At 50.6% G+C, this 25,334-nt stretch carries 22 protein-coding genes and 1 tRNA gene; 13 read left to right on the top strand and 10 right to left on the bottom strand.

The annotated features are described in order from the left end of the window. Window positions 1–8 precede the first annotated feature (8 nt). Window positions 9–683, top strand: coding sequence for a Crp/Fnr family transcriptional regulator (locus tag PTW35_RS18205; RefSeq protein WP_281028385.1), 675 nt, complete (start codon window positions 9–11; stop codon window positions 681–683). A 75-nt stretch (window positions 684–758) separates the two neighbouring features. On the opposite strand, the gene tsgA is transcribed toward PTW35_RS18205, so the two are convergent. The 8 genes from tsgA to PTW35_RS18165 all read right to left on the bottom strand — a co-directional run bounded on the left by tsgA (window position 759) and on the right by PTW35_RS18165 (window position 7,837). Next, window positions 759–1,931 carry an MFS transporter TsgA gene (tsgA, locus tag PTW35_RS18200; protein WP_281028384.1) on the bottom strand — a complete coding sequence of 391 codons (1,173 nt, stop codon included), beginning with the start codon at window positions 1,929–1,931 and terminating at the stop codon, window positions 759–761. A 76-nt stretch (window positions 1,932–2,007) separates the two neighbouring features. Then, window positions 2,008–2,715, bottom strand: a complete 708-nt coding sequence (gene deoD, locus PTW35_RS18195; RefSeq protein ID WP_281029099.1) for a purine-nucleoside phosphorylase — start codon at window positions 2,713–2,715, stop codon at window positions 2,008–2,010. Window positions 2,716–2,964: 249 nt separating this feature from the next. Next, window positions 2,965–3,055 (bottom strand) — tRNA-Ser (locus PTW35_RS18190). Between the two features lie 103 nt (window positions 3,056–3,158). Continuing rightward, the gene (locus PTW35_RS18185) at window positions 3,159–3,674 is read right to left on the bottom strand and encodes a histidine phosphatase family protein (RefSeq protein ID WP_044620548.1); all 516 of its coding nucleotides are present in this window, start codon (window positions 3,672–3,674) and stop codon (window positions 3,159–3,161) included. Between the two features lie 293 nt (window positions 3,675–3,967). After that, complete coding sequence (locus PTW35_RS18180; RefSeq protein WP_281028383.1) at window positions 3,968–5,215, bottom strand: ABC transporter substrate-binding protein; 1,248 nt, start codon at window positions 5,213–5,215, stop codon at window positions 3,968–3,970. A gap of 4 nt (window positions 5,216–5,219) precedes the next feature. Then, window positions 5,220–6,665, bottom strand: coding sequence for an ATP-binding protein (locus PTW35_RS18175; RefSeq protein ID WP_281028382.1), 1,446 nt, complete (start codon window positions 6,663–6,665; stop codon window positions 5,220–5,222). A 29-nt stretch (window positions 6,666–6,694) separates the two neighbouring features. Next, window positions 6,695–7,420: a response regulator transcription factor gene (locus tag PTW35_RS18170; RefSeq protein WP_039457345.1), complete on the bottom strand. Its 726-nt coding sequence runs from the start codon at window positions 7,418–7,420 to the stop codon at window positions 6,695–6,697. Window positions 7,421–7,630: 210 nt separating this feature from the next. Then, window positions 7,631–7,837 carry a DUF3283 family protein gene (locus PTW35_RS18165; protein ID WP_281028381.1) on the bottom strand — a complete coding sequence of 69 codons (207 nt, stop codon included), beginning with the start codon at window positions 7,835–7,837 and terminating at the stop codon, window positions 7,631–7,633. Between PTW35_RS18165 and PTW35_RS18160 the strand changes: the two genes are divergently transcribed. Then, the gene (locus PTW35_RS18160; protein ID WP_281028380.1) at window positions 7,832–7,987 is read left to right on the top strand and encodes a hypothetical protein; all 156 of its coding nucleotides are present in this window, start codon (window positions 7,832–7,834) and stop codon (window positions 7,985–7,987) included. The genes PTW35_RS18165 and PTW35_RS18160 overlap by 6 nt on opposite strands. A gap of 32 nt (window positions 7,988–8,019) precedes the next feature. Here the strand turns inward: PTW35_RS18160 and PTW35_RS18155 are convergent, their stop codons facing one another. Together PTW35_RS18155 and PTW35_RS18150 are read right to left on the bottom strand one after the other, a co-directional pair. Further along, the gene (locus PTW35_RS18155) at window positions 8,020–8,793 is read right to left on the bottom strand and encodes a hypothetical protein (protein WP_281028379.1); all 774 of its coding nucleotides are present in this window, start codon (window positions 8,791–8,793) and stop codon (window positions 8,020–8,022) included. 240 nt (window positions 8,794–9,033) lie between these two features. Next, on the bottom strand, window positions 9,034–9,552 hold the full coding sequence (locus PTW35_RS18150) for a porin family protein (protein ID WP_281028378.1): 519 nt from the start codon (window positions 9,550–9,552) through the stop codon (window positions 9,034–9,036). A 162-nt stretch (window positions 9,553–9,714) separates the two neighbouring features. Between PTW35_RS18150 and PTW35_RS18145 the strand changes: the two genes are divergently transcribed. From PTW35_RS18145 to PTW35_RS18095, 11 genes are all read left to right on the top strand, one after another. Then, on the top strand, window positions 9,715–11,079 hold the full coding sequence (locus PTW35_RS18145; RefSeq protein ID WP_281028377.1) for an amidohydrolase family protein: 1,365 nt from the start codon (window positions 9,715–9,717) through the stop codon (window positions 11,077–11,079). Between the two features lie 436 nt (window positions 11,080–11,515). Beyond that, window positions 11,516–11,686 carry a XapX domain-containing protein gene (locus tag PTW35_RS18140; protein ID WP_039457360.1) on the top strand — a complete coding sequence of 57 codons (171 nt, stop codon included), beginning with the start codon at window positions 11,516–11,518 and terminating at the stop codon, window positions 11,684–11,686. 65 nt (window positions 11,687–11,751) lie between these two features. Then, on the top strand, window positions 11,752–12,462 hold the full coding sequence (gene deoD, locus PTW35_RS18135; RefSeq protein ID WP_039457361.1) for a purine-nucleoside phosphorylase: 711 nt from the start codon (window positions 11,752–11,754) through the stop codon (window positions 12,460–12,462). A gap of 393 nt (window positions 12,463–12,855) precedes the next feature. Beyond that, entirely contained in the window at window positions 12,856–14,346 is a 1,491-nt protein-coding gene (locus PTW35_RS18130; protein ID WP_281028376.1) for a lactate dehydrogenase, read from the top strand. A 153-nt stretch (window positions 14,347–14,499) separates the two neighbouring features. Continuing rightward, complete coding sequence (locus PTW35_RS18125) at window positions 14,500–17,307, top strand: hybrid sensor histidine kinase/response regulator (protein WP_281028375.1); 2,808 nt, start codon at window positions 14,500–14,502, stop codon at window positions 17,305–17,307. A 134-nt stretch (window positions 17,308–17,441) separates the two neighbouring features. Continuing rightward, on the top strand, window positions 17,442–18,368 hold the full coding sequence (locus PTW35_RS18120; RefSeq protein WP_281028374.1) for a LysR family transcriptional regulator: 927 nt from the start codon (window positions 17,442–17,444) through the stop codon (window positions 18,366–18,368). Window positions 18,369–18,551: 183 nt separating this feature from the next. After that, window positions 18,552–19,616, top strand: a complete 1,065-nt coding sequence (locus PTW35_RS18115; protein WP_281028373.1) for an alanine/ornithine racemase family PLP-dependent enzyme — start codon at window positions 18,552–18,554, stop codon at window positions 19,614–19,616. Window positions 19,617–19,666: 50 nt separating this feature from the next. Next, window positions 19,667–21,079 (top strand): YfcC family protein, encoded by a 1,413-nt coding sequence (locus tag PTW35_RS18110; RefSeq protein WP_281028372.1) that lies wholly within the window; start codon window positions 19,667–19,669, stop codon window positions 21,077–21,079. Window positions 21,080–21,548: 469 nt separating this feature from the next. Continuing rightward, the gene (tal, locus tag PTW35_RS18105; RefSeq protein ID WP_281028371.1) at window positions 21,549–22,499 is read left to right on the top strand and encodes a transaldolase; all 951 of its coding nucleotides are present in this window, start codon (window positions 21,549–21,551) and stop codon (window positions 22,497–22,499) included. 82 nt (window positions 22,500–22,581) lie between these two features. Next, a complete protein-coding gene (gene tkt, locus PTW35_RS18100) occupies window positions 22,582–24,573 on the top strand; it encodes a transketolase (RefSeq protein WP_281028370.1) in 1,992 nt (663 codons plus the stop codon). Between the two features lie 251 nt (window positions 24,574–24,824). After that, window positions 24,825–25,301 (top strand): TetR/AcrR family transcriptional regulator, encoded by a 477-nt coding sequence (locus tag PTW35_RS18095; protein WP_281028369.1) that lies wholly within the window; start codon window positions 24,825–24,827, stop codon window positions 25,299–25,301. The last annotated feature ends 33 nt before the right edge of the window (window positions 25,302–25,334 follow it).

Raw genomic sequence — 25,334 nt, 5'->3', positions numbered from 1 at the left:
GTAACTCAATGCAACTACAAACCCTAGGCAAAGGACGTTTTGAATCGGAATGGAGTCAGGATAAACAGCTCATCGAACAGACGATTCGAGATTGTATCTGCACGCGCCGTATTTTCGATGAGAACGAAAAGCTCCTAACCCAAGGCGAACACGTTGAAAACCTGTATCTTGTCGACTCGGGAAGAATATCGATGGGCATGACAGCCCGTAACGGCAAGACCTTTCAGCTCGGGACTCTTGAGTGCGAACAACAGTTGTTCGGCGAGATGGAGTTCTTCACGGGATATCGGTGTCAGATGGATATTGTGCCTGTCGAACCGGTTGACGTTGCCATCATCGATCCCCAGAAGCTGCAACGCTGCCTGCTGGAGCAACCCCGCCTCTCGCTCTACTTTGCCAGTGCTATTGCCATCGATTACCAAGATACGGTAGAGATCCTGACCCGGCGCATGCTCTATCCCATTGCTTACAATGTGGCATATGACATCTATCACCAGTACCTAAATGATCTTCCCGTTGACGGCTTTCAAAAGAACTACCTTGAGGCTGAGCGGTTTGCGACCTCTGACCGCGTGTACCGGCGGGCGGTCAAAGAGCTGGAAAATAGAGGCTTTATCGCCAAGGAAAAGAAAGGGTTACGCATTCTTGATTTAGACGGCTTGCGCGCGTTCGTTGAGGGCTAGTATTCCAGTTGAACGGCAAAGAAAAAGGCCTGCACCACGCAGACCTTTTGCCGGTTTGATAATCTTTAAAGACGGTTAGGCCGCTTGCGCTTGGCTCGCGTCGGCGGTTTTGTATTTCACCGAAGCCACCAGCATGGCAACAATCACCGCGTAAATCACCGGAATCGAGTACATTACCGTTTGTAGACCGACCACGCTCTCCATGACCGAGCTGATTGCCGGGCTAAACATTGCACCGGCACTGCCGCTGATCAAGATGTAAGAAACGTTTTTGCTAGTTGCATTACGTACGAAAGACACACCATAAGCGATAAATGCGTTGTACAGCGCCGCACAGGCAAAGCCGTAGCCGTATGTGAGGTAAGAGATCAACTCCAGCTTCTCCGTGACAACGATAACGCCGGTCAGCACCATCGCGACAGAAATGATGGTCAGCAGGAAATATTGGATCTTCACCCGGGACACAATCACAGTCGAAACCAGTGCACCGATCAGTGCCGCCGACCAGTATTGCGTGATGATATTGCCAGCTTGCTCGAATGGGATATCGAATTTCGTCTGCACGAACATCGGAGCCCATGTCAGGAAGGTATACAGCGCCAGCATGCCAAGGAACAGGCCCACACCGCCACTGATGATGCCGAAGTTCCATTCTGATTTCGCTTCTTGCTCTGTGCTGCTGTCACCGCTGCATTGGTTGAAGTTTGTCAGTAGGGCAACAAACATGGTCGCCAGAGCCACAACCCCGACGCTGAGGTAGCTGATGCTCCAGTTCATTGCGTTGGTCAATGCATAGGTGGTGATCATCGGGAACACGACACCGGCAATGTTAAAGGTGGCATCCTGCACGACTAGGATCGTGCTTTGGATTTTGTCTTTCCATACCGACACCACGATAGTACCTGCAATACAAAGACCGACGCCGCCACAAAAACCGATCACTGTCATGCAGAGCATTACGATAAATAGCGAGGGTGCTGCGTATAAACTCAAAGCGGCCAGTGCAATCGCGCCGTAGCACAGGACAGTGATACGCTTGATGCCTATCTTTTCAATCAGGAAGAAAGCCGCAATGGTACCGGCCAGTGCCCCCCCGTTTAGCAGCGAGAAAATCGATGCGACTTCGTTTACATTGGCGCCGAATGCATCGGCGATAGGTTGGATCAGCATGCCGAACTGGGTGGCGAAGCCTGCCATAATGAAGTTGGCGAGGAAGCTAATCACGGTGAGTGTCATTTTATTATTCATTGCTCACTCCAAGGGCTCATTGAGGAGATGTTCATAAAATCATGGAGAGCCGAACCTGCCGGCCCTCAGTGTAGGGTTAAGCCTTAATTGCGGTTTCCAGCGCAATTTCAATCATGTTATTGAACGACAGCTGGCGCTCTTCCGCCGTGGTCTCTTCGCCCGTGATGCAATGGTCAGACACAGTGAGGATCGCCAGCGACTCGATGCCATGCTGGTGCGCAAGGCCGTACAGACCCGCCACTTCCATATCGACACCCAGTACCCCGAAGCGCTCCAGGGCCGGGATCAGATCTTCATCTGGATCGTAATAAAGATCACCAGTAAACACGTTACCGACTTTGACATCAATGCCCTTCTCTGTCGCTGACAGGTAGGCATTGTGCAGCAGTTCAAAGGTTGCCGACGTCGCCATGTGGTAACCGCTGCTGCGCTTGGCGTTGGTCGGAGAGTCGGTGCCTGCCGCCTGGGCCAGAATCACATCGCGCATGTGTACATCTTTCTGCGTTGCGCCCACGCTACCGATACGGATGATGCGTTTGACGCCGAAGTCATTGATGAGTTCGTGGCCGTATAGCACCATCGAGGGAATACCCATGCCGTGGCCCATGACAGAGATACGCTGGCCTTTGTAGTAGCCGGTATAGCCAAGCATGTTGCGGATATCCGTCACCAGCTTGGCATCTTCGAGGTAAGTTTCAGCTATGTATTTAGCGCGTAGCGGATCGCCCGGCATGATTACGGTTGAAGCAAAATCTTCTGCAGAACCTGCGATATGAGCAGTCATCATTGTTTCCTCTTTCGTTCTGATGGCGCCATCATAGTGAGGAGGAAGAGGAAATTTTCAGGACAAAAGTCCGCTTTGGTCGGCTAGCTTCTCAAAAATGGATGATTACAGCGTGAGGGGGCGGTGCATTAAGCTGGCTTTTTTTGAATGTGGCGGAGCGCTTTAGGTATGGTGGATTTGATTCAAATCCCTTACTCAGAACTCAATGCGTACGAAAAAGGCCTTGTCTTGCGACAAGGCCTTTGAATGTGGCGGAGAGATAGGGATTTGAACCCTAGATACGCTATTAACGTATGCCGGTTTTCAAGACCGGTGCTTTCAACCACTCAGCCATCTCTCCGTAAGTGCGGCGTATGATATACAGCATTCACAAGGCTGTAAACCCCACAATAACTGTATGGTTATAGTTTCAGCAAAATCCAGCCAAACGACTTACTAATCAATCACCCGATATCTTTCGACGTGCTATCTGGCCGGGGCCGCTTGGGGTAATCATAATAGAACAAGGTTCCCTGCTCTTCGGCAATGGCCTGCCAGCAATCAACCTCGAAACCAAACACTGCCACACCACAGGTGGGGATGTTGTCACCTTTGAAGCCGAACATTTGCGCGAGCATGGTAATGGCCGGGTTATGGCCCACCAGCATCAAGCGATCGACCACATCACTGCTCTCGTGGATGATATCCATCAGTTCAAATGCCGACTCGGTATAAACCTTAGGGTTTGATTCGAGCTTGGGGGCACACTCCAGCCCCTGTGCAAACAAATAGGCCGTTTGGGCGGCACGCAGCGCAGAACTGGTGACAATTAGCTGCGGGCCCTGCTGCCAGCCATTCAAGCGGTGGATCATTTTGGGAATATTTTTCAGGCCACGGTTGTTGAGAGGACGCTCGTGATCATCCAAGGTGGGGTCACCCCATTGAGATTTACCGTGACGGACTAAAAACAATAATTTCATTGCTCTCCCCTTGTTAAAACAGGCCACACTCAGAAACCCCATCAAGCGCGGGCCTTGCTCAAACCTTCTACATCCTGGCTCCTTCCTGATGTTTGCATACGATTTTTATATTGACGCCGCCAGATCAACTTATCGCGGCCTTGCCTGACAGCCGAGCTAATCGCGCGCAGTCATGCAACTTGGAGTTACTTGGATATAAGTATATAAAACTTAAAGAGGAAGGCTGTTTCGATTACAAAAAAGGGTTGCCAATACAGCAACCCTTGAGAGAAATCAGCCTATCCATCAAACCACTACATGGCAGATTTCACCGCCCGTGCCAAGCGATCAACCGCTTGCTCGGGATCAGCTGTTTTGGCATTGAAGAAATTGCTTACCACATCAAATATCGCGGCCTGTACATAGCTGGTTGTCGCCAGCCCCTGCGAGACACTCGGTACCAAGCCACCAGACTGGCTGCTTTGCTTGAACACCACCAGCGAATCTTTGGCGCACTGGTCAAACTCGGCCAAGTCCATATCCATCCTGACCGGGATCGAGCCTTTGCTGAGATTGAACGACGACTGGAACTCCTTATCCAGGATTGCCCGGGCTAAGTCCTTCTGAGCTTGGCTGTTGGCTGCATCGGTAAGCTTGAAGAAGGCAAAACTGTCGATATTGTAGGTAAATAACCCCTGTGTGCCCGGCGCTGCCATACACAAGTAATCCCGGCCTGGCTCTTTGCCGTCAGCCTCGAACTCCCCTTTGGCCCAGTCCCCCATGATTTGCATCGCCGCTTCGCCGCTGCTCACCATGGCTGTCGCCGTACTCCAGTCACGGCCCCGGTAACTGGCGCCGACATAATCTCGCATCCGGCGAAACTGGGTGAAGACAGCGACCATCTTATCGCCGCCAAGGACTGACATATCCAGTTCAACAAACGCACGCTGGTAATCCTCAGGCCCCAGCACCGCCAAGGCTACGGCTTCAAACAGGGTCACGTTTTGCCACGGCTGACCACCATGGGCCAGCGGGACATATCCGGCCTGCTGGATTTTGTCCGCGGCGGCAAAAAACTCATCAAGCGATGTCGGCAAATCCACCCCCACCTTGGCAAACACCTTGGGGTTCGCCCATAGCCAATTTACCCGGTGAATATTGACCGGCACAGCGACGTAACTGTCGCCGTACATCATGATCTGGCGGGCAACAGGCGGCAGGATCTGCGACCAATGATCGGTACTTGCCACATCATTCAGATCCGTCAGGAAGCCGAGCCGCCCCCACTCCTGAATATCATGACCTTTGATCTGCGCCGCTGAAGGCGGGTTGCCCGAAACGGCACGGGTTTTCAGCACTGTCATCGCGCTTTCGCCACCACCACCGGCAATGGCAAAATCTTTCCAGTGGTTGCCCTGAGCCTGGATCTTATCCTTCAATAGGGAGACTGATCGTGCTTCGCCCCCTGATGTCCACCAGTGCAAGACCTCCACTTCTCCAGCAGAAGCCGCACCACTGGCCAGCATCAACAAAGCCGTTATCAAGGTGTGTTTCGTGTTCATTGCCTTAATCTTCTTTCAACAAGCGGGGAATATAGACTTTCACTTCCAGCCCGCCATCTACCGCGTTATGGATGGCCATATCACCACCATGGGCATGGATGATATTGCGAGCAATACCCAGCCCCAAACCATGCCCTTCCTCATCCTTCGCCACCCGTACGTAAGGTTCGAACACGGCTTCAAGGGACTCATTGGGAATACCCGGGCCTTTATCTTTGATGATAAGGATCAGCGAGTCTTTCTCATCAACGATGATCAGCCGCACCTCTCCGCCATACTTGACCCCGTTGTCAATCAGGTTGCTAAAGCAGCGCTTCAAGGCCAGCGGCTTCCCCATCAGCGGGGCTATTTTCGTTGCCGGGATGGTCACCTTGACCTGGTGCTGGTTGTGGCGCTCCGCGATGCTAAAAAGCATCTCCTTCAAATCGACTTGGGCCAGGTTCTCATGCAAGTCGGTATCCTTCACCGTCTGCAAAGCCCCTTTGACCATCATCTCCAGCTCATCGAGGTCGCGATTGAACTTCTCTACTTTGGCATCGTCATCAATCAGTTCGGCACGCAGTCTCAACCGGGTGATCGGTGTTTTCAAATCATGTGAAATAGACGAAAACAGGTGCTCGCGATCATCGATGTAGCGCTGTACCCGCGACTGCATCCGGTTGAATGCCCGTGTCGCCGTCACCAATTCCGTCGCCCCCTCCTCTTTAAGCGGCGGCTGGTAGATATCAAAGCTCATAGCATTGGCCGCATAAGCAAGGCGCTTAAGCGGCTTGGTCTGACGCCGGATCATCAGGAAAGTGAACACCAGCAGCAATGCAGTCATGAACACCATAAACACCAATTGCTGGCCTGTGATAATTTCGTCTTCCAAGGTCACATAAGGTGCTGGCAACAAGGCGGCGATATACAGCCACTCATTTTCTGCCAACTCAAGCTGCACCACCAAAATCGGCGGGTTGAACGGCTCGAGGCTCAGGGTATAGTGCGCCCAAGAGCGAGGCAGATCGCTGAGCAAGATATCATTTTTCAAAACATGTAAGGTTTCGGGACGGGAAAACTCCACCCGGATCACATCCAACCGGGGGAGCTTTTCACTGAGCACTTCTTCAAAGGCCCCGACCGCGGTCCGCTTCATCAGCGAGTCCGGAATGGGGTCAATCAATATTTCTTCTTGGTTGAAGGAAACGAAAAAGCGGGTCCCCCCCATATTGCGCAGCTGATCGAGCACAATATGGCGGTACTCCAGGGGCAGGGACTGGAAGAAGGTCACTGTCGAGGCAAACATATTGGCCATGCTGGCCGAGGCCGACTCCAGGCCTTCCAAATCACGTTGCTTCGACTGCCCATACCAAATACTGGTTGCGATAACCTGGGCAAGAAACACTGCCAGCAGGGTAAACCAAAGCGTGCGGGCCAACAGGGACTTTGGCCACCACTTTCGAATATTCATAGTTAAAACCACAAGCTGTGCGAGGTTGTTTATTCCTCGTAGGTGACCTCGGCATTGAATGAGTAACCATTGCCGCGGATTGTCTTGATCAAGCGCTGCTGAGTACCCTTATCCCCCAACCGCTGGCGCAACCGGCTAAGTTGCACGTCAATACTGCGCGCCGACGGGGTCGCCTCGCGGCCACGGGTTGCAAAAGAGATCGTATCACGATCCAGCACTTCGTTCGGACGCGTCAAAAACAGCATCAACAAGGCAAAATCACTGCCGCTAAGCTCGTAATCTTTCTCTTTATCCAGATCGTACAGACGCTGGGCGGCCGTATCCAGGCGCCAGTTGGCAAACCTAATCGCCTTGGGGGCAGACGGCATCTGCTGGGCTTCGGTTGGCTTAACGCGGCGCAGTAGCGCTTTGATCCGTGCCATCAGCTGGCGAGGACTAAACGGCTTGGCAATATAATCATCCGCCCCAAGCTCAAGGCCGATGATTTGGTCCATTTCATCTGATACGGCAGTCAGCATAATAATCGGCACATCAGACGTTTTACGGATGTATTGGCACAGGGTAAAACCATCATCCCCCGGCATCATCACGTCCAGCAAGATCAGATCAGGTGTCCCCATCGCAAGACGGCGTTTCATTTCCTCCCCTTCGGCAGCGGTTACGACCGTGAACCCTGCCTTGGTAAGGTATTCGTCCAGCAACTCACGAATTTCCTGATCATCATCAACAACAAGAACCTTCTTGCTTGTGCTCATTACATCTTCCTTCTGCCCTAGCAAGGGAACCCCCAAGCATGACTATACACTCTTCATGGCAATAATATGCCGAAAAGCAATATATTAGCGCCAAATACAAACCAGTTCGCTAACATATCAAACTGAATCAAAAAAGGCGCGTACTGCGCCTAATAATCATGATCTGAATAGATAAAAATGACAACCATAGCAACAACCTGCCACTAGTGTTTATGCAACGCCCATCTTAATCTTGTACTTCGCGACTGCCTGTTCAAAAAACTCACGTTCATCGTCGTCATCGATATTCCCCGCGACCTCGGCGAATACCTCATAGCCTTTCTTGCCGTTCTTCACTTGCCAAACGGAATAAGCGGCCTGCTTATCCAGTTCCACCCGATTTTTTTCTGCTTCAGAAAGCAACGTCAAATTATGCATGCTGATATTCCTACCCCGATCATTGCGCTGGCGATTTTAGCGCAAACCCCGGCCAGACCCAAGCAACTTCACGGCCTATCGCCCAGCGACCAGCTAGGGGTGAGCAATACCCACAAAAAACCCGCGCATCCTGATGATAACCAGGAATAACGCGGGCAGGATCTAGCAAACAGCAGGCCCAGCTAAAAGCCGAGTAGCCATTTAAAGGTGATGAAGAATCCGGCGACGACCGCCATCGTCAGCGCCACACTGGCTACCGGGCTTAACGTCGCAGCACACGGGTTATTGATGGCATCGGCCAAGCTTGGCTCTTCAAACTCCACCTTCTTCTGCGATTGAATCAACTCATTGACGTAGTGGTCTATGGTATCGATCGACTCTTCTACCGAGTCAATAACCTGCGCACCTAACCAACGCTCTTGGTCTATCAACTGCCCAGACTCGACATGCCTTACTCCAGAAAAGCGTCCGGTGCGGCGGTCGACAACTGACACTGCCATGTAACCCTGATCTTCACTCCACACCCAACAAGGCAGATAGTTACCTTCTATATTTACTTGGCTGGGGAAAGGAAAGCGTACATTGCTCACGATATCTAGCAGCTTTTCTTTTACGTCACACAATGCGTGCAGTTGCTGGATACAGGTTTCCAACCAATACGGAAAATTATTGCGAAAAGCACTCTGGCGAAGCGGAGCGAGGCGAGCGGCCCCCCTTACCACGAAATCGGTAATATGCAGGCTGACATCACTTTGATTGGGCCAGCACTGCTGGGCGGATGAAGTGGGTAGGGTTAGGCGTTGGCAAATAGTGCCTTTCGGGGATACTAATTTCAGCGCCTGCTGGCAGTTTTCCATCGAAGGAAGATATTCAATATGCCAGGGTTTCGCGACTTTTCGCATAATAGCCCGGTATACCTGCTCAACCGTGGATTGGTAATGCTCGTAGTTGCTCATCGGGCACCTCCGGGGGTGTTATCTGGACTGACCTCATTGTATAAAAAAACGTCCATGCTTATGGTGATCAGAATCTTGTTTTGAATAACCGGTCAAAAGCACCACAATGCGATAAGATCAAATCCCTTTTGTCATGTTATCTATCAGTTATGCCAAACCTGCACTTTAAGAAGTTCCCGCCAAGCCCAAAAGATGCCCTATTCCATACTGGCAACATAACCAGTGTGGAAAGCCAACTGACTACAAGCCGGCACTGATCCCGAACAGGATAGAATTGTTGGTTACATCGCCCATATCGCGATATTCATAATTCAGCGACAGATCGATAAACGGCAGCATGGTAAAAACCACTCCCGCCCCACCCGCAAACCCCCAACCATCGTCACTTTCTCTGGGCTGGCCTGACTGGTCAACATCATAATCGTAGTAATTGGTACCAAGCTTGCCGTATACGCTACCGATCACCAAAGGCAAGTCCGCCCGTAGCGTCAACGGAAACGCCGTGTAGTCAATTTCGTTTTTTGCCCGTTGGTTAGGTGCATCGACATCGGCGCTGCCCTGAACCACACTAGCATTGATACTGAAAATATCGTTAATATGATAAGCACCGTTAATGCCATACTCGACGCCCGTATCGTCATTGCCTTGGTATTCCACCCTGGCGCCACCAACAGTCGCACCGACGGAGAAACCCAACAAGTCTGCCGAGGCGGGTGCTGCGCAGAGTAATAACGTTACCACTAGCCCTATTCTTTTCATGCTTCCTGTCCTTCGAAAATAAACTCACCGCATCCTTATTATGGGTAGTGCGAATTGCTGCAAATTACCAATCCCATTGTTGTTTTCCGTGCAGCGGCTCAACCAAGCCTATACTCAAACAACTGGCTCTTCATTTACCTCTCGTCGGAGTATGCCTCGCTCATGCCCACTACCATGCTCAAAGAACTCAAGCGCTATGTCGCCGCAGCCAGTCTGCTTGCCTTGGTTGCCTTGGTTGCCTTGGTTGCCTGTGACAGCATGGACGATACGCCGGACGCCGATACCATTTATTTCAACGGCAATATTCTCACTCTGTCACCGCACTCGCAGAAAGTCACAGCCATTGCCTTTAAAAACGGCAAGGTTCAGGCGATAGGTACACGGATCGGAGTCATGCGCCACCAAGGCGACATCACCGAGGTAATCGATCTAGACGGCCAGACCATGATCCCGGGATTTTTTGCCGGCAACAGCCAGTTTTCTCAATTGCTCGAGCAGACCGGGAACATTGAGCAAACTCTGGCTGCCTATGCCAGCCAGGGCATCACGACCTTGGTGGATATCGGTATCGACCGAAAAGCGCTCGAAGCCCTGCTCAACCAGGCAAACGCAAATAAGCTGACGCTGGACATAATTGCGATCCCCAGCGCCAGCGAGCTGGAGGCTTTGGCCGGCAGCGGTCAGATCAAGTTTGGCCAATACAACAACCGGCTCAAGGTTGCCGGCTTCTCACTCGCACTGGATGGCTCCACCAACGATTATTCCGCATGGATGGCCTATCCCTACCAAGAGAATCCCGGATTGCCCGAACCTAACTGGCGCAGTGAACCATTAATGCCTTTCAGCCAGTTTCATGCACTCTTTCAGCAGGCGGTCGAATATGAGCACCAGCTGTTCATCCATGCTATGGGCGATGCTGCTATCGACGCCATTATCCAAGCAAGCTATGACCTCAAAATCAATGCCGGGCAGGACCAACGCCATGTCGTGGTTATGTCGCGTTTTATGCGCAATAGCCAAATACAGCAATATGCAAAACTGGGACTGATCGGCTGCTTTGACACCAGCAACATCTATCAGGACGGGGAGGACGATGTCGATAAGCTCGGCCTCAGCCGGGCAAACGGGCAAAGCCCGCTCAAGCAAGCCCTAGAGGATGATTTACCCGCCAGCAACATCTGTTTGCCGGGCCCCAATGCATTCAACACCACTTTTGTCCTCTGGTCCGCCGTTAACCGGGTGACCAAAGAGGGAGAAATCATCGGTAGCGGATTGCGTCTCTCGGCATTGGAAGCATTGACGACCATGATCAAACACGCGGCTTTCCAGTTTTTTGAAGATGAGACCAAGGGAGAGTTGGTGCCCGGCAAGCTTGCGGATGCAGTGATCCTCTCAGAAAACCCGATGGCAATTGCCCCCGGTTTGATTAGAGATATCAAGGTTGTCGAAACAATCAAGCAAGGTAAAACAATTTATCGCCGGCCTTCGGCTTCGAAGACCCAGAAAGGGGATCCTCCGAGTAATTAATTAGGCTGGCACTAAGTCAGGTAGGGTGGCGAATTAAACAAAAAACGGGGGATCCGTAGCAGATTTTGACTTTAGCCCCAATGAAATCCATTACAACATCACGTTTTTGCTCACACTGTTTCAGTCTGTTTCCTCACTTGTCACCAAACACCATAAGCACACATAAAACGTCAATTTTCAGAAACTTAAGCATCATTTTTAATTCCACTTTATGTTATCTTTCCAACATTCACGCAAACGATACCCCTCACCCTTTCAACAGATTTGGTAATCAATGGTGTGTTTTTGACTAACAGCTCAATAAAGTGTGATCATGATCGCGAGATTTGCGGACATCCTTGCTTACACTTTAGCCATCAAAACGACAACGCTAACTAAGGCGCCAAAAGAGCAGCCAACGACGTCGTAATACACAATGAACATAGAGGGTAAACACATGAATGAGATTCTGCTTGCAATTTTTGCAGGATTAATTGTTGGTCTATTTTTCTCGGCCATTAAACTTCCGCTGCCTGCGCCACCGGTGCTACCAGGCATTATGGGAATCGTCGGTGTTTACCTTGGTGGCATTGCCTACCAAAGCATCGTTGAGCGTTTCTTCTCTTGATACGCAATTGAATAGAAACGACACAACGAAACTATAACGTACAAACAACATACCTGGAGTGAATTATGGCTACCCCACATATCAATGCTGAACTTGGTGATTTTGCAGAAACAGTCCTGATGCCGGGCGATCCGCTTCGTGCGAAATTCATTGCTGAAAATTACCTTGAAGACGTTCAACTTGTTTGTGACGTTCGCAATATGTTCGGTTACACCGGTACATACAAAGGCCAGCGTGTCTCTGTAATGGGTCACGGTATGGGTATCCCGTCATGCTCTATCTACGTACACGAGCTGATTAAAGAGTTTGGTGTTAAGAACATCATCCGTGTAGGTAGCTGTGGGGCTGTACACGACGACGTTAAACTGATGGATGTCATCATTGGTATGGGCGCGTCAACAGACTCTAAAGTTAACCGTATTCGCTTCAACAACCACGACTTTGCCGCCATCGCTGACTTTGGCCTGCTAGAGACCGCTGTTAACGAAGCACGCGCACAGAATGTTCCTGTTCGTGTGGGTAACGTTTTCTCTGCCGATCTGTTCTACAGCCCAGAAGCTGACCTGTTCGACAAGATGGAAAAACTGGGCATGCTGGGTGTTGATATGGAAGCTGCGGGTATCTACGGTGTGGCGGCTGAACTAGGCGCCAAGGCCCTGACTATCCTAACGGTTTCAGACCATATCAAGCGTGGTGAAAAACTAAGCTCAGACGATCGCCAAAAATCCTTTGCACAGATGATGAACGTTGCACTGGAAACGGCAATCAAGCTGTAACGAACCTACCTGTGGCCGGTGTACCCCCGATTCATCGGCCACGCCTTATTGTATGTCCAAGTAACTTCAAGTTGTTTGGGGATGCACTCATACCAATACCATCTGACCAGATGGTATTGGTATGACAGACAGTGAGAATTATTAGTCTCTACAGTATTGCTTTGCCTTGCTATCTCGCAGCTCAAAATTTTGTAAAATGTGGCGTCTTACACAATTTGAATGGCACTCTCCATAGAAGGCCGGCGTAGGTTGCTAGACAAGGTCTGTTGTAGACACTAATGGTACAGAGCAGGGAAACCTGCTCTGTACCACCCCCCTAAAGGGCTCTCTCCCCTGCCAATAATTATACATAACGCGCTTGTTGCTTAAGCCCATGGATAAGGTTAGGCTGACATGATGAATACACGCCGTATCGACAACCACGATTCATTACTCCCGCAAGCCTGCAGCGGTCATCAACTTAATCATTGTAAAACCGTCAGCTGCAGCAATTTCGGTTCGATCGACACGCATAATTACGTCCTTCAACGTAACAACCCCAACAAACCTATGCTGGTTTGTAAAGAGTGTGGGGCTTTCCCTCCGATCATCAATAACCATGACGTGGTCGAAGAAGCCCTGCGTCTTAAGCAACAGCAAAACAGCGGGATGCCGGCATGTAGCAACCCTGAGTGTGAAAACCACGGGCTACCGGTACTGACCCATCGCCACCTATACCATGCTTTTGGCTTTAGTGGTGACCGCCAGCGCTATCGCTGTAAATGCTGCCATGCCACCTTTGTGGATCGTTGGTCGGGATTCAATGGCAAGAATCAAATCCAGCAGAAATTATTGGCGATGCTATTTACTGGCTATCCTGTCAGGGATATCTGCCGTCGCCTGAATATGAATCCCAAATCGTTCTACGATCAGCTGACACATATTGCCAGCCGCTGTCGCCGCCAGCTGGCGATGTTCGATGCTCGTTTGGTCAAAAATGCCCCCCAGCTTGCTCTCGCATCCAATATCAGTGAGTTACAGCCCAATAGTGAAAACGGTGTACTCTGGGTAGCCAGCTGCGAAGCCGAGTCAGGGTATGTACTGGCCCAGGACATCAATTACCAGCCCGATGAGCACGAAGAGCGCAGCGAGTGGCATGACCCCTACACCGACGGGGCACGTTTTATGGCAGCCCCTCCAGCGCAACTGATCGAGGCCCAGCCACCGCAGCCGCAAGGCTTGCTGGCCCACATCGATGCCGTTTACCGGCAGATCATGGCGCGCCCCAATTTTGAGGACCCCCTTTCGAGCAAGCCTCGACTGAACTATCCGTCCAAAGGCTGCTTGATCAGGCCGCAATACACGGTCTATGCCCACTATATGCACCTGCAGCAGATGCTGAGTGAGAACAAAGAACTGGCCATTTATATGCCGCAGGAAACCTTGTTACGCTCGGCCTGCATCTCCATTTTTAGTGACCGCATCAAGGACAAAACCATACACCCGATCTATGTTGAAACGGATCCTAACTGGCAACACGGTCAACCGGCAGGCCGGATTGACATCGTGCTGATGGGGTGGTGGCGTGATCGCTGGGCATTCACACGCCACCAAGAGATCAGCAAAGGGATCTGTCATCTAGGCGGCGCAAAAGGCGATGAAGGGAAATGGCTTGAAATTGCCACCCACAAAGAGATAACTCGCTACCAACAGCGCTTCCAAGATCATTTCAGTCACTTCATAAACGAGCCGCGCCGTAAACTTCGGCCAGGTGGTCTTTTGCCTCTGTTGGATATTTACCGTGCATGGCATAACCTGTGCCACCAAGATAAAGACGGCATTACCCCAGCCCAACGCATGGGCCTGGTGGCAACTCCTCTAACCCTCGAGCAACTGCTTAGCTAATTTTTCTTGGTCGGTTAGGCCAACCAAGCAAATAATGACGGGGAGATCCAATTTCTCCCCCTCGCTTCACGGTTGCAGTTGATCAATTCATGGAAGATATATCACACTCGTTACAAAGCGTGTTATAAGCTGTAACGAGATGGATTTTCACGGATGATACCAAATAGAATTAAGCCAATCTTACTTGGGAGTATGCTGTTTATTGGCATCGTGCCAGCCTTTATCTACAACTGGCTCAGCAGCGATAAGCTAATAACGGTAGCGACCGAGCAAATCGCCAAAGGCTTGAGTAGCCGCACTGCACTTGCTGCGCACAACCTCGATGACATTCTTGCTCAGCGCCTGCTCAGTATCCGTAAACTGGCCAGCTCTCCGGTGTTTGAGCTCCCGCTCCTTGCCCGCGATGAGACACTGCTACCAGGCCAGCAGACGTTTATCAGCAACTATCTCAAAGAACTGTCTTCAGTTGACCCTAGCTTCAGCCAACTAGACCTGCTAAAGAGACACCAAGAGACATTAACCGTTATCGCCAGCTCTGCCGAGACCCAGCCAACGGGACTAACCCGCACCCTGGAACAAGCCGGACTGGAAGATATTCACCGCCAGCTGGCGACCCTGAGCAATGGCAGGGCATCGCTTCTGGTCTCACAGGTGCAGTACAGCAACAACACCGCGTACCTCTATATCATCAGTTCAGTAACGCATCAGCACCACACCGATGATGAGCACGAAAACTATCTGCTGATTCGCTACCAACTCAACGAGCTCAATACCCAGCTAACCTTCCTCGGCGAGCAGATCAGCAACAGCGACTACATCATGCTGATCAACGACAAGGCAGAAATCATCCTCTCCGGCCGCCACCAAGGCCAAGACCTGGCCATATTCGATGACTTCAAAGCGTATGTCCATCAGCAGTTGCCGCTTTCCCAGCTGCGCACGGCAACGGGCCGACAACATTCAATCGACATGAACAGTTTTACCAACCGCCAGGGCCACGCCATGGTCACAACTCTGGCTCCGCTCAACGTCAAACTGCCGGGTCGGACAAACTGGTACCTCGCTTCGATCACCCCCAAACACACTGTCACGGCAACCATTGACTACCTGCAGCAGTACTTCATGCTGGCCCTGCTGATCACAGCAGGTATCGTCGTCGTGTTGTCCCTGATGCTAACAAAGCACATCACGGCACCCATCGCGTCCCTGACCCGGTTCGCGGCCCAGTTCAAACTCGGTAACTATAGCCGGCAGAACAACTTCAAGGGGCCATATGAGTTCAAAGTCCTGCACGATGCACTCAACCAAGGGGCCAACAAAATCGCCCACGATACCCAGCGCCTAAACCAAGCCCTGCACAAAGCTGAATCCGCCGATAGAGCAAAATCGGTGTTCCTGGCTAACCTATCCCATGAAATCCGAACCCCGATGAACGGGATGCTGGGTCTCTCACAGCTACTGCTCAAAACTGATCTCAGCAAAGAGCAGGAGCAACATTTGCGCACCCTGCTGGAGTCCGGCAAGCATATGATGGCACTGCTGAATGATATTTTGGATTTCTCCAAGATTGAACAGGGCCAGTTGAAACTCAACCCGACCCATTTTTGCTTTACGGACCTCGTCGGGGCAATAGAGAGCACCTACCACTCCCTTGCCAAGGAGAAAGGCATTGAATTTGATATCTATTGCGACTTCGACCGCCGCCAGTGGTTCTATGCCGACAAGGCTCGGATCAGGCAAGTGTTGTTTAACCTTATTAGCAATGCCATTAAGTTCACCGAAAAAGGCAAGGTGACAGTATCCTTGTCCATAACCGCAGGCGAATCGAGTGGCGACCAGTACCTCCATATCCAGGTCTCCGATACTGGTATAGGGATCCCAGCCGACCGAATCGGGCTCATCTTTGACCCGTTTGCCCAAGCCGAAGCCTCAACCAGCCGCCGTTTTGGCGGAACGGGGTTGGGTCTGAGTATCGTTAAGCAGCTGGCCCAGCTAATGCGAGGGAATGTCTCGGTTTCCAGCGAGCAGGGCGTTGGCTCCGCTTTCCGGGTCGATCTCGTTTTGCAACCGGGCCATTACACCAGCGACGAGAACAGTGATATCAGCGTTGACAGTCAGGACTTCGCCAATTTAAACGTCTTGATTGTGGAGGATAACCATCTCAATGTGCTGATCATCGAAAGCTTCCTCAAGCAGCGAGGATTTATAACATCCACAGCCGAGAACGGTGCCGAAGCCCTGAAAATCCTCGAAAACCAGGCCTTTGATCTGATTTTGATGGATAACCATATGCCTGTCATGGATGGTATCGAGGCGACCCAGCGGATCCGTAAACTGCCCCCTCCGGCCAGCCATACGCCGATCTTTGCCTGTACCGCCGATGTGTTTGCCGAAACCCAGCGCAATATGCTCAAGGCCGGCGTGGACTGTATGCTTACCAAACCACTAGATGAAAGAAAGTTAGTCGATGCCCTGCAGCGTTTTAAGAGCAAGATCACCCATATGGCTCGGCTACGCTCGGATCTGGAAGCTGAGGGGCAGGCCCTTCCCCATGAAGCAGCTTCCCCCCGCGACAGCAGTCAGCCAACAAACGGCGTGGGCAACCTTAATCCAGACAGCTTTAAGCAAATCGACCTGACAAGCCTGCTAGAGATGATGGACGACGACCACGATATCGTATGCCTGTTCCTGCAGATGTTTGCCGACGAGCATAACCTGGATATGGAAAAGTTAAGGCAAGCCCTGGTTGAGCAAGATTTTGATTCAGCGCTATTGATTAGCCACTCACTGAAAGGGGCATCAGGCAGCATCGGTGCCATCTATGTACAGCAAACTGCAGCAGCGGTCGAAAAGAATATCAAGGCCGGCATCCCCCCTTCAGATGAGGTTCTTTCATTGCTCGAACAGCGATTATCGCTGCTGATTGAAGAGATTCACTATCAGATAGCCCTCACCACTTGATAACGCAGTGCCATTATTCTTCCGGTTTAATGGCATCGCACAACAACCCGTTTATTCATGACAGGTTATTACTTTTCTGTTGTGCACCTATTTGGCTTGAATATTAAAACCAATAATAAAAATGAGAATATGAGATGCGAAAAATTAATGACGTTGACATTAAACTCCTCCACTTATTTACGACAATCGTTGATTCAGGTGGTTTTTCCGCTGCACAATTTAAATTAAATATGCACCCATCAACAATTAGCACCCGAATGAACGATCTGGAGACCCGGCTCGGAATGACGCTCTGCCACCGGGGACGCAGAGGCTTTCGTCTTACCCATGATGGCCTCAAGGTTTACCAGCTATGCCAAGAACTATTTGATAATATTGTCCATTTTGAAGAGCAGCTCGATAACATCAGAAATGTTTTCCATGGCCATATAAAGCTAACCTTAACCGATAACATTGCCACCAACCCGCAATGCAAAATCCAACAAGCCATCAGGAGCTTTTGTAGTGAGCACCCGAAAGTCTCTATTAACACCGATATCTGGGATTCCTACCAAATAGAGATGATGCTGCTTGACGGTAAAACAGAAGTAGGGATCACCTCTTCCGAAGTCCCCAAAGACGGCTTAAAATACACCTACTTGTTTAGCGAAAGACAGTGCCTGTACTGCGTACCCGACCACCCAATACTCGCTATCTCAAAGGAGATCACTCCCCAGGAGCTCCGACAGTTTCCAGTTGTAGAGCGTGGTCTGTCCCACAAAATCACACCGCTTAGCGGTACCAAAGATCTGCTCCATCTTGCCTGCAGTACCAACATGGAAGCCACAGCCCATCTTATCCTATCCGGCAATTTTGTTGGTTATCTGCCAGATCACTACGCATCGATTTGGGCGCAGCGAGGAGAAATGGTCAAAGTTAACGCCCCTTCTCTGGAGTATTTTGCCAAATTTCATTTGACCACCCTTGAATCAAAAGAATTATCAAAGGCCGCCGCTGAATTAATTCGTGCCATCACCATTTCGCACCAACAGCAACAATCACCGCTCCTCCTATCCAAATAACAAACTGTGTTTTAAATACAATTATTATTACCGTGGGATAAAATTACTTATCCCGCGGATATTATTTCATCAAAAATAATACATTGTCATTTTTCAAAGTAACCATACAAAACTCATTATTTATATTCACCTGTAAATAGCGCTCAATAATAACAAATAACAATATTGCCTAAAGGTAATAATATGAGCACTTACCCTTGCATTAATATTCATTTAAATACGATCACCAAAAATACTCAGAATATGGTTTCCGCCTGCCACAGCTACGGCGTTTCCCCCGCTGGCGTAACCAAACTGGCCTGCGCCTATCCGGAGGTTGGACAGGCAATTATCAACGGCGGAATTCACCTGCTGGCCGATTCACGCATTGCCAATTTAAAAAAACTCCAGCGACTTGATGCGGAAAAAATGCTGTTAAGAATACCCGCCATCAGCGAGGCCGACGATGTGGTGCATTATGCCGATATCTCCCTCAACTCAGAACTCACGACATTGGAGGCACTGTCTGACGCGGCAGTCAGGCAGCATAAAACTCATCAGATTATCCTCATGCATGACTTGGGTGATCTCCGCGAAGGGGCGTTCTATGAAGAAGAGACGATCGCGCTTTCTCACAAAGCGATGGCGCTGCCAGGCATAGAGGTCGTCGGTCTCGGCACCAACCTCGCCTGCTACGGTGGAGTGGAGCCCACAGAAGAGAACCAGAGCAAACTGGTCAGCCTCGCCAGGCAGATTGAATCTGAACTAGGCATCACGCTGAAGTACATCTCCGGCGCCAGTTCGGCCGCTCTGCCTTTGATGCTCAACGGTCAGCTTCCACAAGATATCAATCAGCTCAGGCTCGGGGCATCACTCCTGATGGGGATTGGCTTAAACGATGATCCAATCCCCAACACCCGGCAAGATACTTTCGATCTCACCGCCGAAATCGTCGAGCTCAAAATAAAACCTTCAGTACCGATCAATTCCACCGCCCTCGATGCCTTTGGCAACAAGCCTGAGTTTGTTGACCGGGGATTACGCAAACGCGCCATTTGCGCAATCGGCAAACAAGATGTCGATATTAACGAGATCACCCCCAAAGACAAAGACATCATCGTTATCGGTGGCAGTAGCGACCACCTGATCATCGACATCAGTGACAGCAAAACAGACTACCACACAGGCAGCCTGGTCGAGTTCGAACTCTCTTACGGGGGTGTCCTGCAATGCATGACATCCGAATACGTCACCAAACGCTTCATTTAATTTCGACCCAACTAATGCAGGATCGAACCACAACCTGCTAAGGAAGCACCATGCTAAAAATTAAAAAGTTTCCCAATACATTTACCATCCTATTCTTCTTGATAGCATTTTTTGCCATGCTGACCTACATACTGCCAGCAGGGAAATACACCCGCGAGATGAACGAACAACTCGGCCGTGAAGTCCCTTTACCTGGCTCGTTCCAAATCATTGAATCGTCGCCGCAAGGTTTTTTCGACACACTAATGGCACCCATTTCCGGTTTCTATGATCCTATCAGCGGCGTCATCGGGGCCATTGATGTCAGCCTCTTTGTCCTGATGGTCGGTGGCTTTTTAGGGATAGTCACCAAAACCGGGGCAATTGATACCGGTATTGCGCGGATCATGGTGCGCCTGAAAGGCAAAGAGATCTATATGATCCCGATCCTGATGGTTCTGTTCGCGCTCGGCGGTACCTCCTACGGTATGGCAGAGGAATCACTGGCATTTTACGGTCTGCTTATCCCCATTTTCATGACAGCACGCTTTGACCCTCTGGTGGCCGTTGCCGTGATCTTCGTGGGTACCGGGATCGGCACCCTGGGCTCGACTATCAACCCGTTTGGTACGGTGATCGCCTCTAACGCGGCCAGCGTGGACTTCCTCAGCGGTGTAGAGCTGCGTTTCGCGATTCTGGCAATCGCTCTGGTTGTCGGTATCGGCTACGTCATGCGCTACGCCAAAAAGATTCAGAACAATCCAGAGTCATCGCTGCTTGCCCACCTGCGCGATGATCACGAGCAACATTTTCTTGGTAACAAAGACACCACCAGCAACCTGCCGGTGCTTACCGGCCCGCAGCAAGCGGTACTGGTACTGTTTATCCTGACATTCGCTATCATGATATACGGTGTATCCGTCCTTGGTTGGTGGATGGCTGAGATGGCAACCCTGTTTATCTTCATGGGGATCCTGTGCGGGATTGTCGGCCGACTGAGCGAAGATGACCTGATTAACTCATTTGTCGCCGGCGCTGCCGATCTCATCGGGGTTGCATTAATTGTCGGTGTTGCACGCGGTATCGTTGTCGTAATGGAAGCGGGCAATATCACCGATACCATTCTTAACTATGCCGAAGGGCTTGTTGCCGGCAAGAGCTCGGTACTGTTTATCAACACCGTCTACGGCATTGAAATGCTGCTGTCGTTCATTGTACCGTCTACCTCCGGCCTGGCAGTGATGAGTATGCCTATCCTGGCTCCATTGAGTGATTTTGCCAACACTGGCCGCGAATTAGTCGTTACCGCGTTTATGAGCGGAATTGGTACTGTCTTGTTTGTAACCCCAACTTACGGTGTACTGATGGGCGGTCTGGCAATTGCGCGTATCCCTTATGTGACCTGGCTGAAATTTATCGCACCGCTGGTTGCCTTCTTTGTTGCGCTAAACTGCATCATCCTCTCCATCGGCGTCACCATGTAACCCTTCCTACCGCAGTCGGCCCCGGGAGTATCGCCACTCCCGGGGCCGTTCGTTTCCGCCGGTAAATCGCCAACACAGAGATATCCACCGCTAAGCAACAACTCACCGGTCCTCCACCCTGCTTATATTACGCCCACACCGAACATATGTTCCATCTCGCGATCATATGCTCACCACAAAAGCATTCCATCCATTCCTCCAAGGATGAGAGCACAGCTGAATTATTGGTCATCAAGCACCGCAACTGGATAAAACTGAGATCAAAACACGGTTTGAGCACTTTTATGATTGACAAAATATGCCAAAACGCTAATTATCGAAGCATCAATTGTTCTTAAGCGATCCATCCGCTCATTAGCCATGTTTTTGGTCTGATACGGAAAGGTTAAGAAAGCGTAATTATAACTTTGCCAGCAGGATTTTTTAGCTAGCATTGAAACAATGCCCTACGAGGATAAGGTCGGAATATATGAGTACTAAACTGGAACAACTGCGCGCGCTAACTACTGTTGTTGCTGATACAGGTGATATTGAAGCTATCAGTAAGTACAAGCCGGAAGATGCGACCACCAACCCATCCCTGATCCTGAAAGCGGCTCAAATTGCCGAATATGCCCCGCTAATCGAGCAAGCCATTGCTTACGCCAAAGCACAGAGTGACAACAAAGAACAACAAATCCAAGACACCTGTGACATGCTGGCTGTAAACATCGGTAAAGAAATCCTGAACGTAGTTCCTGGCCGTATTTCTACCGAAGTAGATGCACGCCTTTCTTACGACACAGAAGGCAGCATTGCCAAAGCCCGCCAGTTGATCAAAATGTACAACGATGCAGGCATTCCAAATGACCGTATCCTGATCAAACTTGCTTCTACTTGGGAAGGTATCCGCGCGGCTGAGGTTCTGGAAAAAGAAGGCATCAACTGTAACCTGACACTTCTGTTCTCATTTGCTCAGGCACGTGCCTGTGCCGAAGCCGGTGTTTACCTGATTTCGCCATTCGTTGGCCGCATCATGGACTGGTACAAAGCCAAAGAAGGCCGTGACTTTGAAGCAGCTGAAGATCCAGGCGTGCTATCTGTAAGCAAGATCTACACCTACTACAAAGAGCACGATTACAATACAGTGGTAATGGGTGCGAGCTTCCGCAACACAGGTGAAATCCTTGAGCTTGCAGGATGTGACCGCCTAACTATCAGCCCACAGCTGCTTCAGGAACTTGAAGAAGCGCAAGGCGAAGTTGTTCAGAAGCTAACGCCTGCCACAGAAATCAAAGAACGCCCAGCGGCGATGACGCACGCAGAGTTCCTATGGGAGCACAACCAAGACGCAATGGCTGTTGAAAAGCTAGCGGAAGGTATCCGTAACTTCGCCATCGATCAGGGCAAACTAGAAGCCATGATTGCAGAGCGTCTGTAATCCTACAGATATAATTTTAGAAAGCGGCCATTTGCCGCTTTCTTCCTTTTTCGATTTAGACAATTTCATAGTGGATACAAATATGGAACGTAAAGTGTTGGCAAATGCAATCCGTGCCCTGAGCATGGACGGTGTACAGCAGGCAAACTCTGGTCACCCGGGTGCACCTATGGGTATGGCTGATATTGCCGAGGTATTGTGGCGCAACCACATGAACCACAACCCGCAAAACCCTGAGTGGGCTGACCGCGACCGCTTCGTGCTGTCCAACGGCCACGGTTCAATGCTGATTTACTCGCTGCTTCACCTAACAGGTTACGAGCTATCAATTGACGATCTGAAAAACTTCCGTCAACTACACTCGAAAACACCGGGCCACCCTGAGTACGGCTACGCTCCGGGCATCGAAACCACAACGGGTCCACTAGGCCAGGGCATCACCAATGCGGTGGGTATGGCAATGGCAGAAAAAGCCATGGCAGCCCAGTTCAACCGTGACGGCCACGATATCGTTGACCACTACACTTACGCTTTCATGGGCGACGGCTGCCTGATGGAAGGTATCTCTCACGAAGCGTGCTCGCTTGCGGGTACCCTAGGCCTTGGCAAACTGATTGCGTTCTGGGATGACAACGGCATCTCTATCGACGGTCACGTAGAAGGTTGGTTCTCTGACGATACGCCTAAGCGTTTCGAAGCCTACGGCTGGCACGTTATCCCAGCAGTAGACGGTCACGATGCAGACGCAATCAATGCAGCAATCGAAGCAGCAAAAGCAGATCCGCGTCCAACACTGATCTGTACCAAGACTATCATCGGTTTCGGCTCGCCTAACAAGTCTGGCTCTCACGACTGTCACGGTGCACCACTGGGCCACGACGAAATCGCAGCGGCTCGTGAATTCCTAGGCTGGAACCACGGTCCATTCGAAATCCCTGCTGACGTTTACGCTGAGTGGGATGCCAAAGAAGCGGGCGCGGCGAAAGAAGCAGCTTGGAACGAAAAACTAGCAGCTTATGAAGCGGCTCACCCAGAGCTAGCAGCTGAGTTCAAGCGCCGTGTAAACGGTGAACTACCTACGCAGTGGGAAGAGAAAGCGAACGCTATCATCGCAGATCTTCAGGCGAACCCAGCCAACATCGCATCTCGTAAAGCTTCTCAGAACGCACTAGAGGCCTTTGGCCAAATGCTACCTGAGTTCATGGGCGGCTCTGCTGACCTGGCACCTTCTAACCTGACTATGTGGTCTGGTTCTAAGTCGCTAGAAGCGAACGACTTCTCTGGTAACTACATCCACTACGGTGTACGTGAGTTCGGCATGACTGCAATCATGAACGGCATCGCGCTACACGGTGGTTTCGTACCATACGGTGCAACGTTCCTAATGTTCATGGAATACGCGCGTAACGCAATGCGTATGGCAGCACTGATGAAAGTGCAGAACATTCAGGTTTACACTCACGACTCTATCGGTCTGGGTGAAGATGGCCCGACTCACCAGCCGGTTGAGCAGATGGCATCTTTGCGCCTGACTCCTAACATGAGCACATGGCGTCCATGTGACCAGGTTGAATCTGCCGTAGCATGGAAACTGGCTATCGAGCGCAAAGACGGTCCAACAGCTCTGATCTTCTCGCGCCAGAACCTAGCACAGCAGGAGCGCAGCGAAGCACAGGTTGCTGACATCGCTAAGGGTGGCTACATCCTGAAAGACAGTGAAGGCAAGCCAGAGCTTATCTTTATCGCCACCGGCTCTGAAGTGGAGCTAGCGGTAGAAGCGGCTGCCCAGCTAACCGCAGAAGGCAAGAAAGTACGCGTTGTTTCAATGCCATCTACCGATGCATTCGACAAGCAAGACGCGGCATACCGTGAAGCTGTTCTGCCATCAGACGTCACGGCTCGTGTTGCCATTGAAGCGGGTATTGCCGACTTCTGGTACAAGTACGTTGGTTTCGACGGCCGTATCATCGGTATGACAACCTTCGGCGAATCAGCACCTGCAGGCGAACTATTCAAGATGTTCGGCTTCACGACTGAAAACGCAGTTGAGACAGCTAAAGAATTGCTGAGCTAAGTTAGCCAACATTAAGTAAATAAAAGGCGCTAAGTGAATCACTTAGCGCCTTTTTTATTGTTCTTTTCGCCAAAATCATTTATCGGGTAAAACCAGCCAATCACCTACCCTTTGCAAGCAGCGGTAAGCACTCTCTAAGATTTTGACATTGATACCCACTCGAACTTTACAGTACAATAAACCGTAAATTAATAGCGCATCATTTCTTGCAAGCACCTTTGGGTGTTTAACTTCGACGTAGGACCCCATTGATGGCAAAAGTAACCCCAGAAGAAGCATTGAAAACCCGCCAGCGAATTTTGGATGCAGTCATTCAGTGCCTGCTAGACCCTCAGGTCGGTTATGAAAAAATGACCTACACCCGCTTACAAACCATGACAGGTATTTCGCGTGGCGGTATTCTCAATCACTTTGGTAAAAAAGAGCACTTTCTATCGGCGCTTGATGGCAGGATTTTCAATGCCGTACTGAATGAACTCGATTTGTCGAGCAGAGACGCCTTCAGTTCATCATTTGAGTCAGCCCTGGCTCGCCCGACATTTAATGCAGTCATGCAGTTACTGCTCAATAATGCCTCGCACCATGTGGCTATTGAGTACGCAAAGCAGGCATGGCGGGATCTTGAGGACCTTATAGAAGAGAAGCTCGGAGCCGAGGTAAAAGAAAACGATCTTCCCCGCTTGCTCGGCCGCAGTATCTTTATGCTGACAACAAGCAAGGCAGCCTAAGACTTAATATCATCAAGCCCCGCCATTACTGGC

It is taken from the genome of Photobacterium sp. DA100, from assembly GCF_029223585.1.
In the GTDB taxonomy this organism is placed as follows: Bacteria; Pseudomonadota; Gammaproteobacteria; order Enterobacterales; family Vibrionaceae; genus Photobacterium.
This window is presented reverse-complemented; position numbering and strand designations above follow the sequence as displayed.

Coding starts and splice junctions, on each gene's coding strand:
- deoD (WP_281029099.1), bottom strand. CDS start 2,715: ATGACTGCTCATATCGCAGGTTCTGCAGAAGATTTTGCTTCAACCGTA.
- PTW35_RS18180 (WP_281028383.1), bottom strand. CDS start 5,215: ATGAACACGAAACACACCTTGATAACGGCTTTGTTGATGCTGGCCAGT.
- PTW35_RS18120 (WP_281028374.1), top strand. CDS start 17,442: ATGCGAAAAATTAATGACGTTGACATTAAACTCCTCCACTTATTTACG.
- PTW35_RS18155 (WP_281028379.1), bottom strand. CDS start 8,793: ATGAGCAACTACGAGCATTACCAATCCACGGTTGAGCAGGTATACCGG.
- PTW35_RS18145 (WP_281028377.1), top strand. CDS start 9,715: ATGCCCACTACCATGCTCAAAGAACTCAAGCGCTATGTCGCCGCAGCC.
- PTW35_RS18185 (WP_044620548.1), bottom strand. CDS start 3,674: ATGAAATTATTGTTTTTAGTCCGTCACGGTAAATCTCAATGGGGTGAC.
- PTW35_RS18110 (WP_281028372.1), top strand. CDS start 19,667: ATGCTAAAAATTAAAAAGTTTCCCAATACATTTACCATCCTATTCTTC.
- tkt (WP_281028370.1), top strand. CDS start 22,582: ATGGAACGTAAAGTGTTGGCAAATGCAATCCGTGCCCTGAGCATGGAC.
- PTW35_RS18115 (WP_281028373.1), top strand. CDS start 18,552: ATGAGCACTTACCCTTGCATTAATATTCATTTAAATACGATCACCAAA.
- PTW35_RS18150 (WP_281028378.1), bottom strand. CDS start 9,552: ATGAAAAGAATAGGGCTAGTGGTAACGTTATTACTCTGCGCAGCACCC.
- PTW35_RS18170 (WP_039457345.1), bottom strand. CDS start 7,420: ATGAGCACAAGCAAGAAGGTTCTTGTTGTTGATGATGATCAGGAAATT.
- PTW35_RS18140 (WP_039457360.1), top strand. CDS start 11,516: ATGAATGAGATTCTGCTTGCAATTTTTGCAGGATTAATTGTTGGTCTA.
- PTW35_RS18095 (WP_281028369.1), top strand. CDS start 24,825: ATGGCAAAAGTAACCCCAGAAGAAGCATTGAAAACCCGCCAGCGAATT.
- PTW35_RS18175 (WP_281028382.1), bottom strand. CDS start 6,665: ATGAATATTCGAAAGTGGTGGCCAAAGTCCCTGTTGGCCCGCACGCTT.
- deoD (WP_039457361.1), top strand. CDS start 11,752: ATGGCTACCCCACATATCAATGCTGAACTTGGTGATTTTGCAGAAACA.
- PTW35_RS18125 (WP_281028375.1), top strand. CDS start 14,500: ATGATACCAAATAGAATTAAGCCAATCTTACTTGGGAGTATGCTGTTT.
- PTW35_RS18160 (WP_281028380.1), top strand. CDS start 7,832: ATGCATGCTGATATTCCTACCCCGATCATTGCGCTGGCGATTTTAGCG.
- tal (WP_281028371.1), top strand. CDS start 21,549: ATGAGTACTAAACTGGAACAACTGCGCGCGCTAACTACTGTTGTTGCT.
- PTW35_RS18165 (WP_281028381.1), bottom strand. CDS start 7,837: ATGCATAATTTGACGTTGCTTTCTGAAGCAGAAAAAAATCGGGTGGAA.
- PTW35_RS18130 (WP_281028376.1), top strand. CDS start 12,856: ATGATGAATACACGCCGTATCGACAACCACGATTCATTACTCCCGCAA.
- tsgA (WP_281028384.1), bottom strand. CDS start 1,931: ATGAATAATAAAATGACACTCACCGTGATTAGCTTCCTCGCCAACTTC.
- PTW35_RS18205 (WP_281028385.1), top strand. CDS start 9: ATGCAACTACAAACCCTAGGCAAAGGACGTTTTGAATCGGAATGGAGT.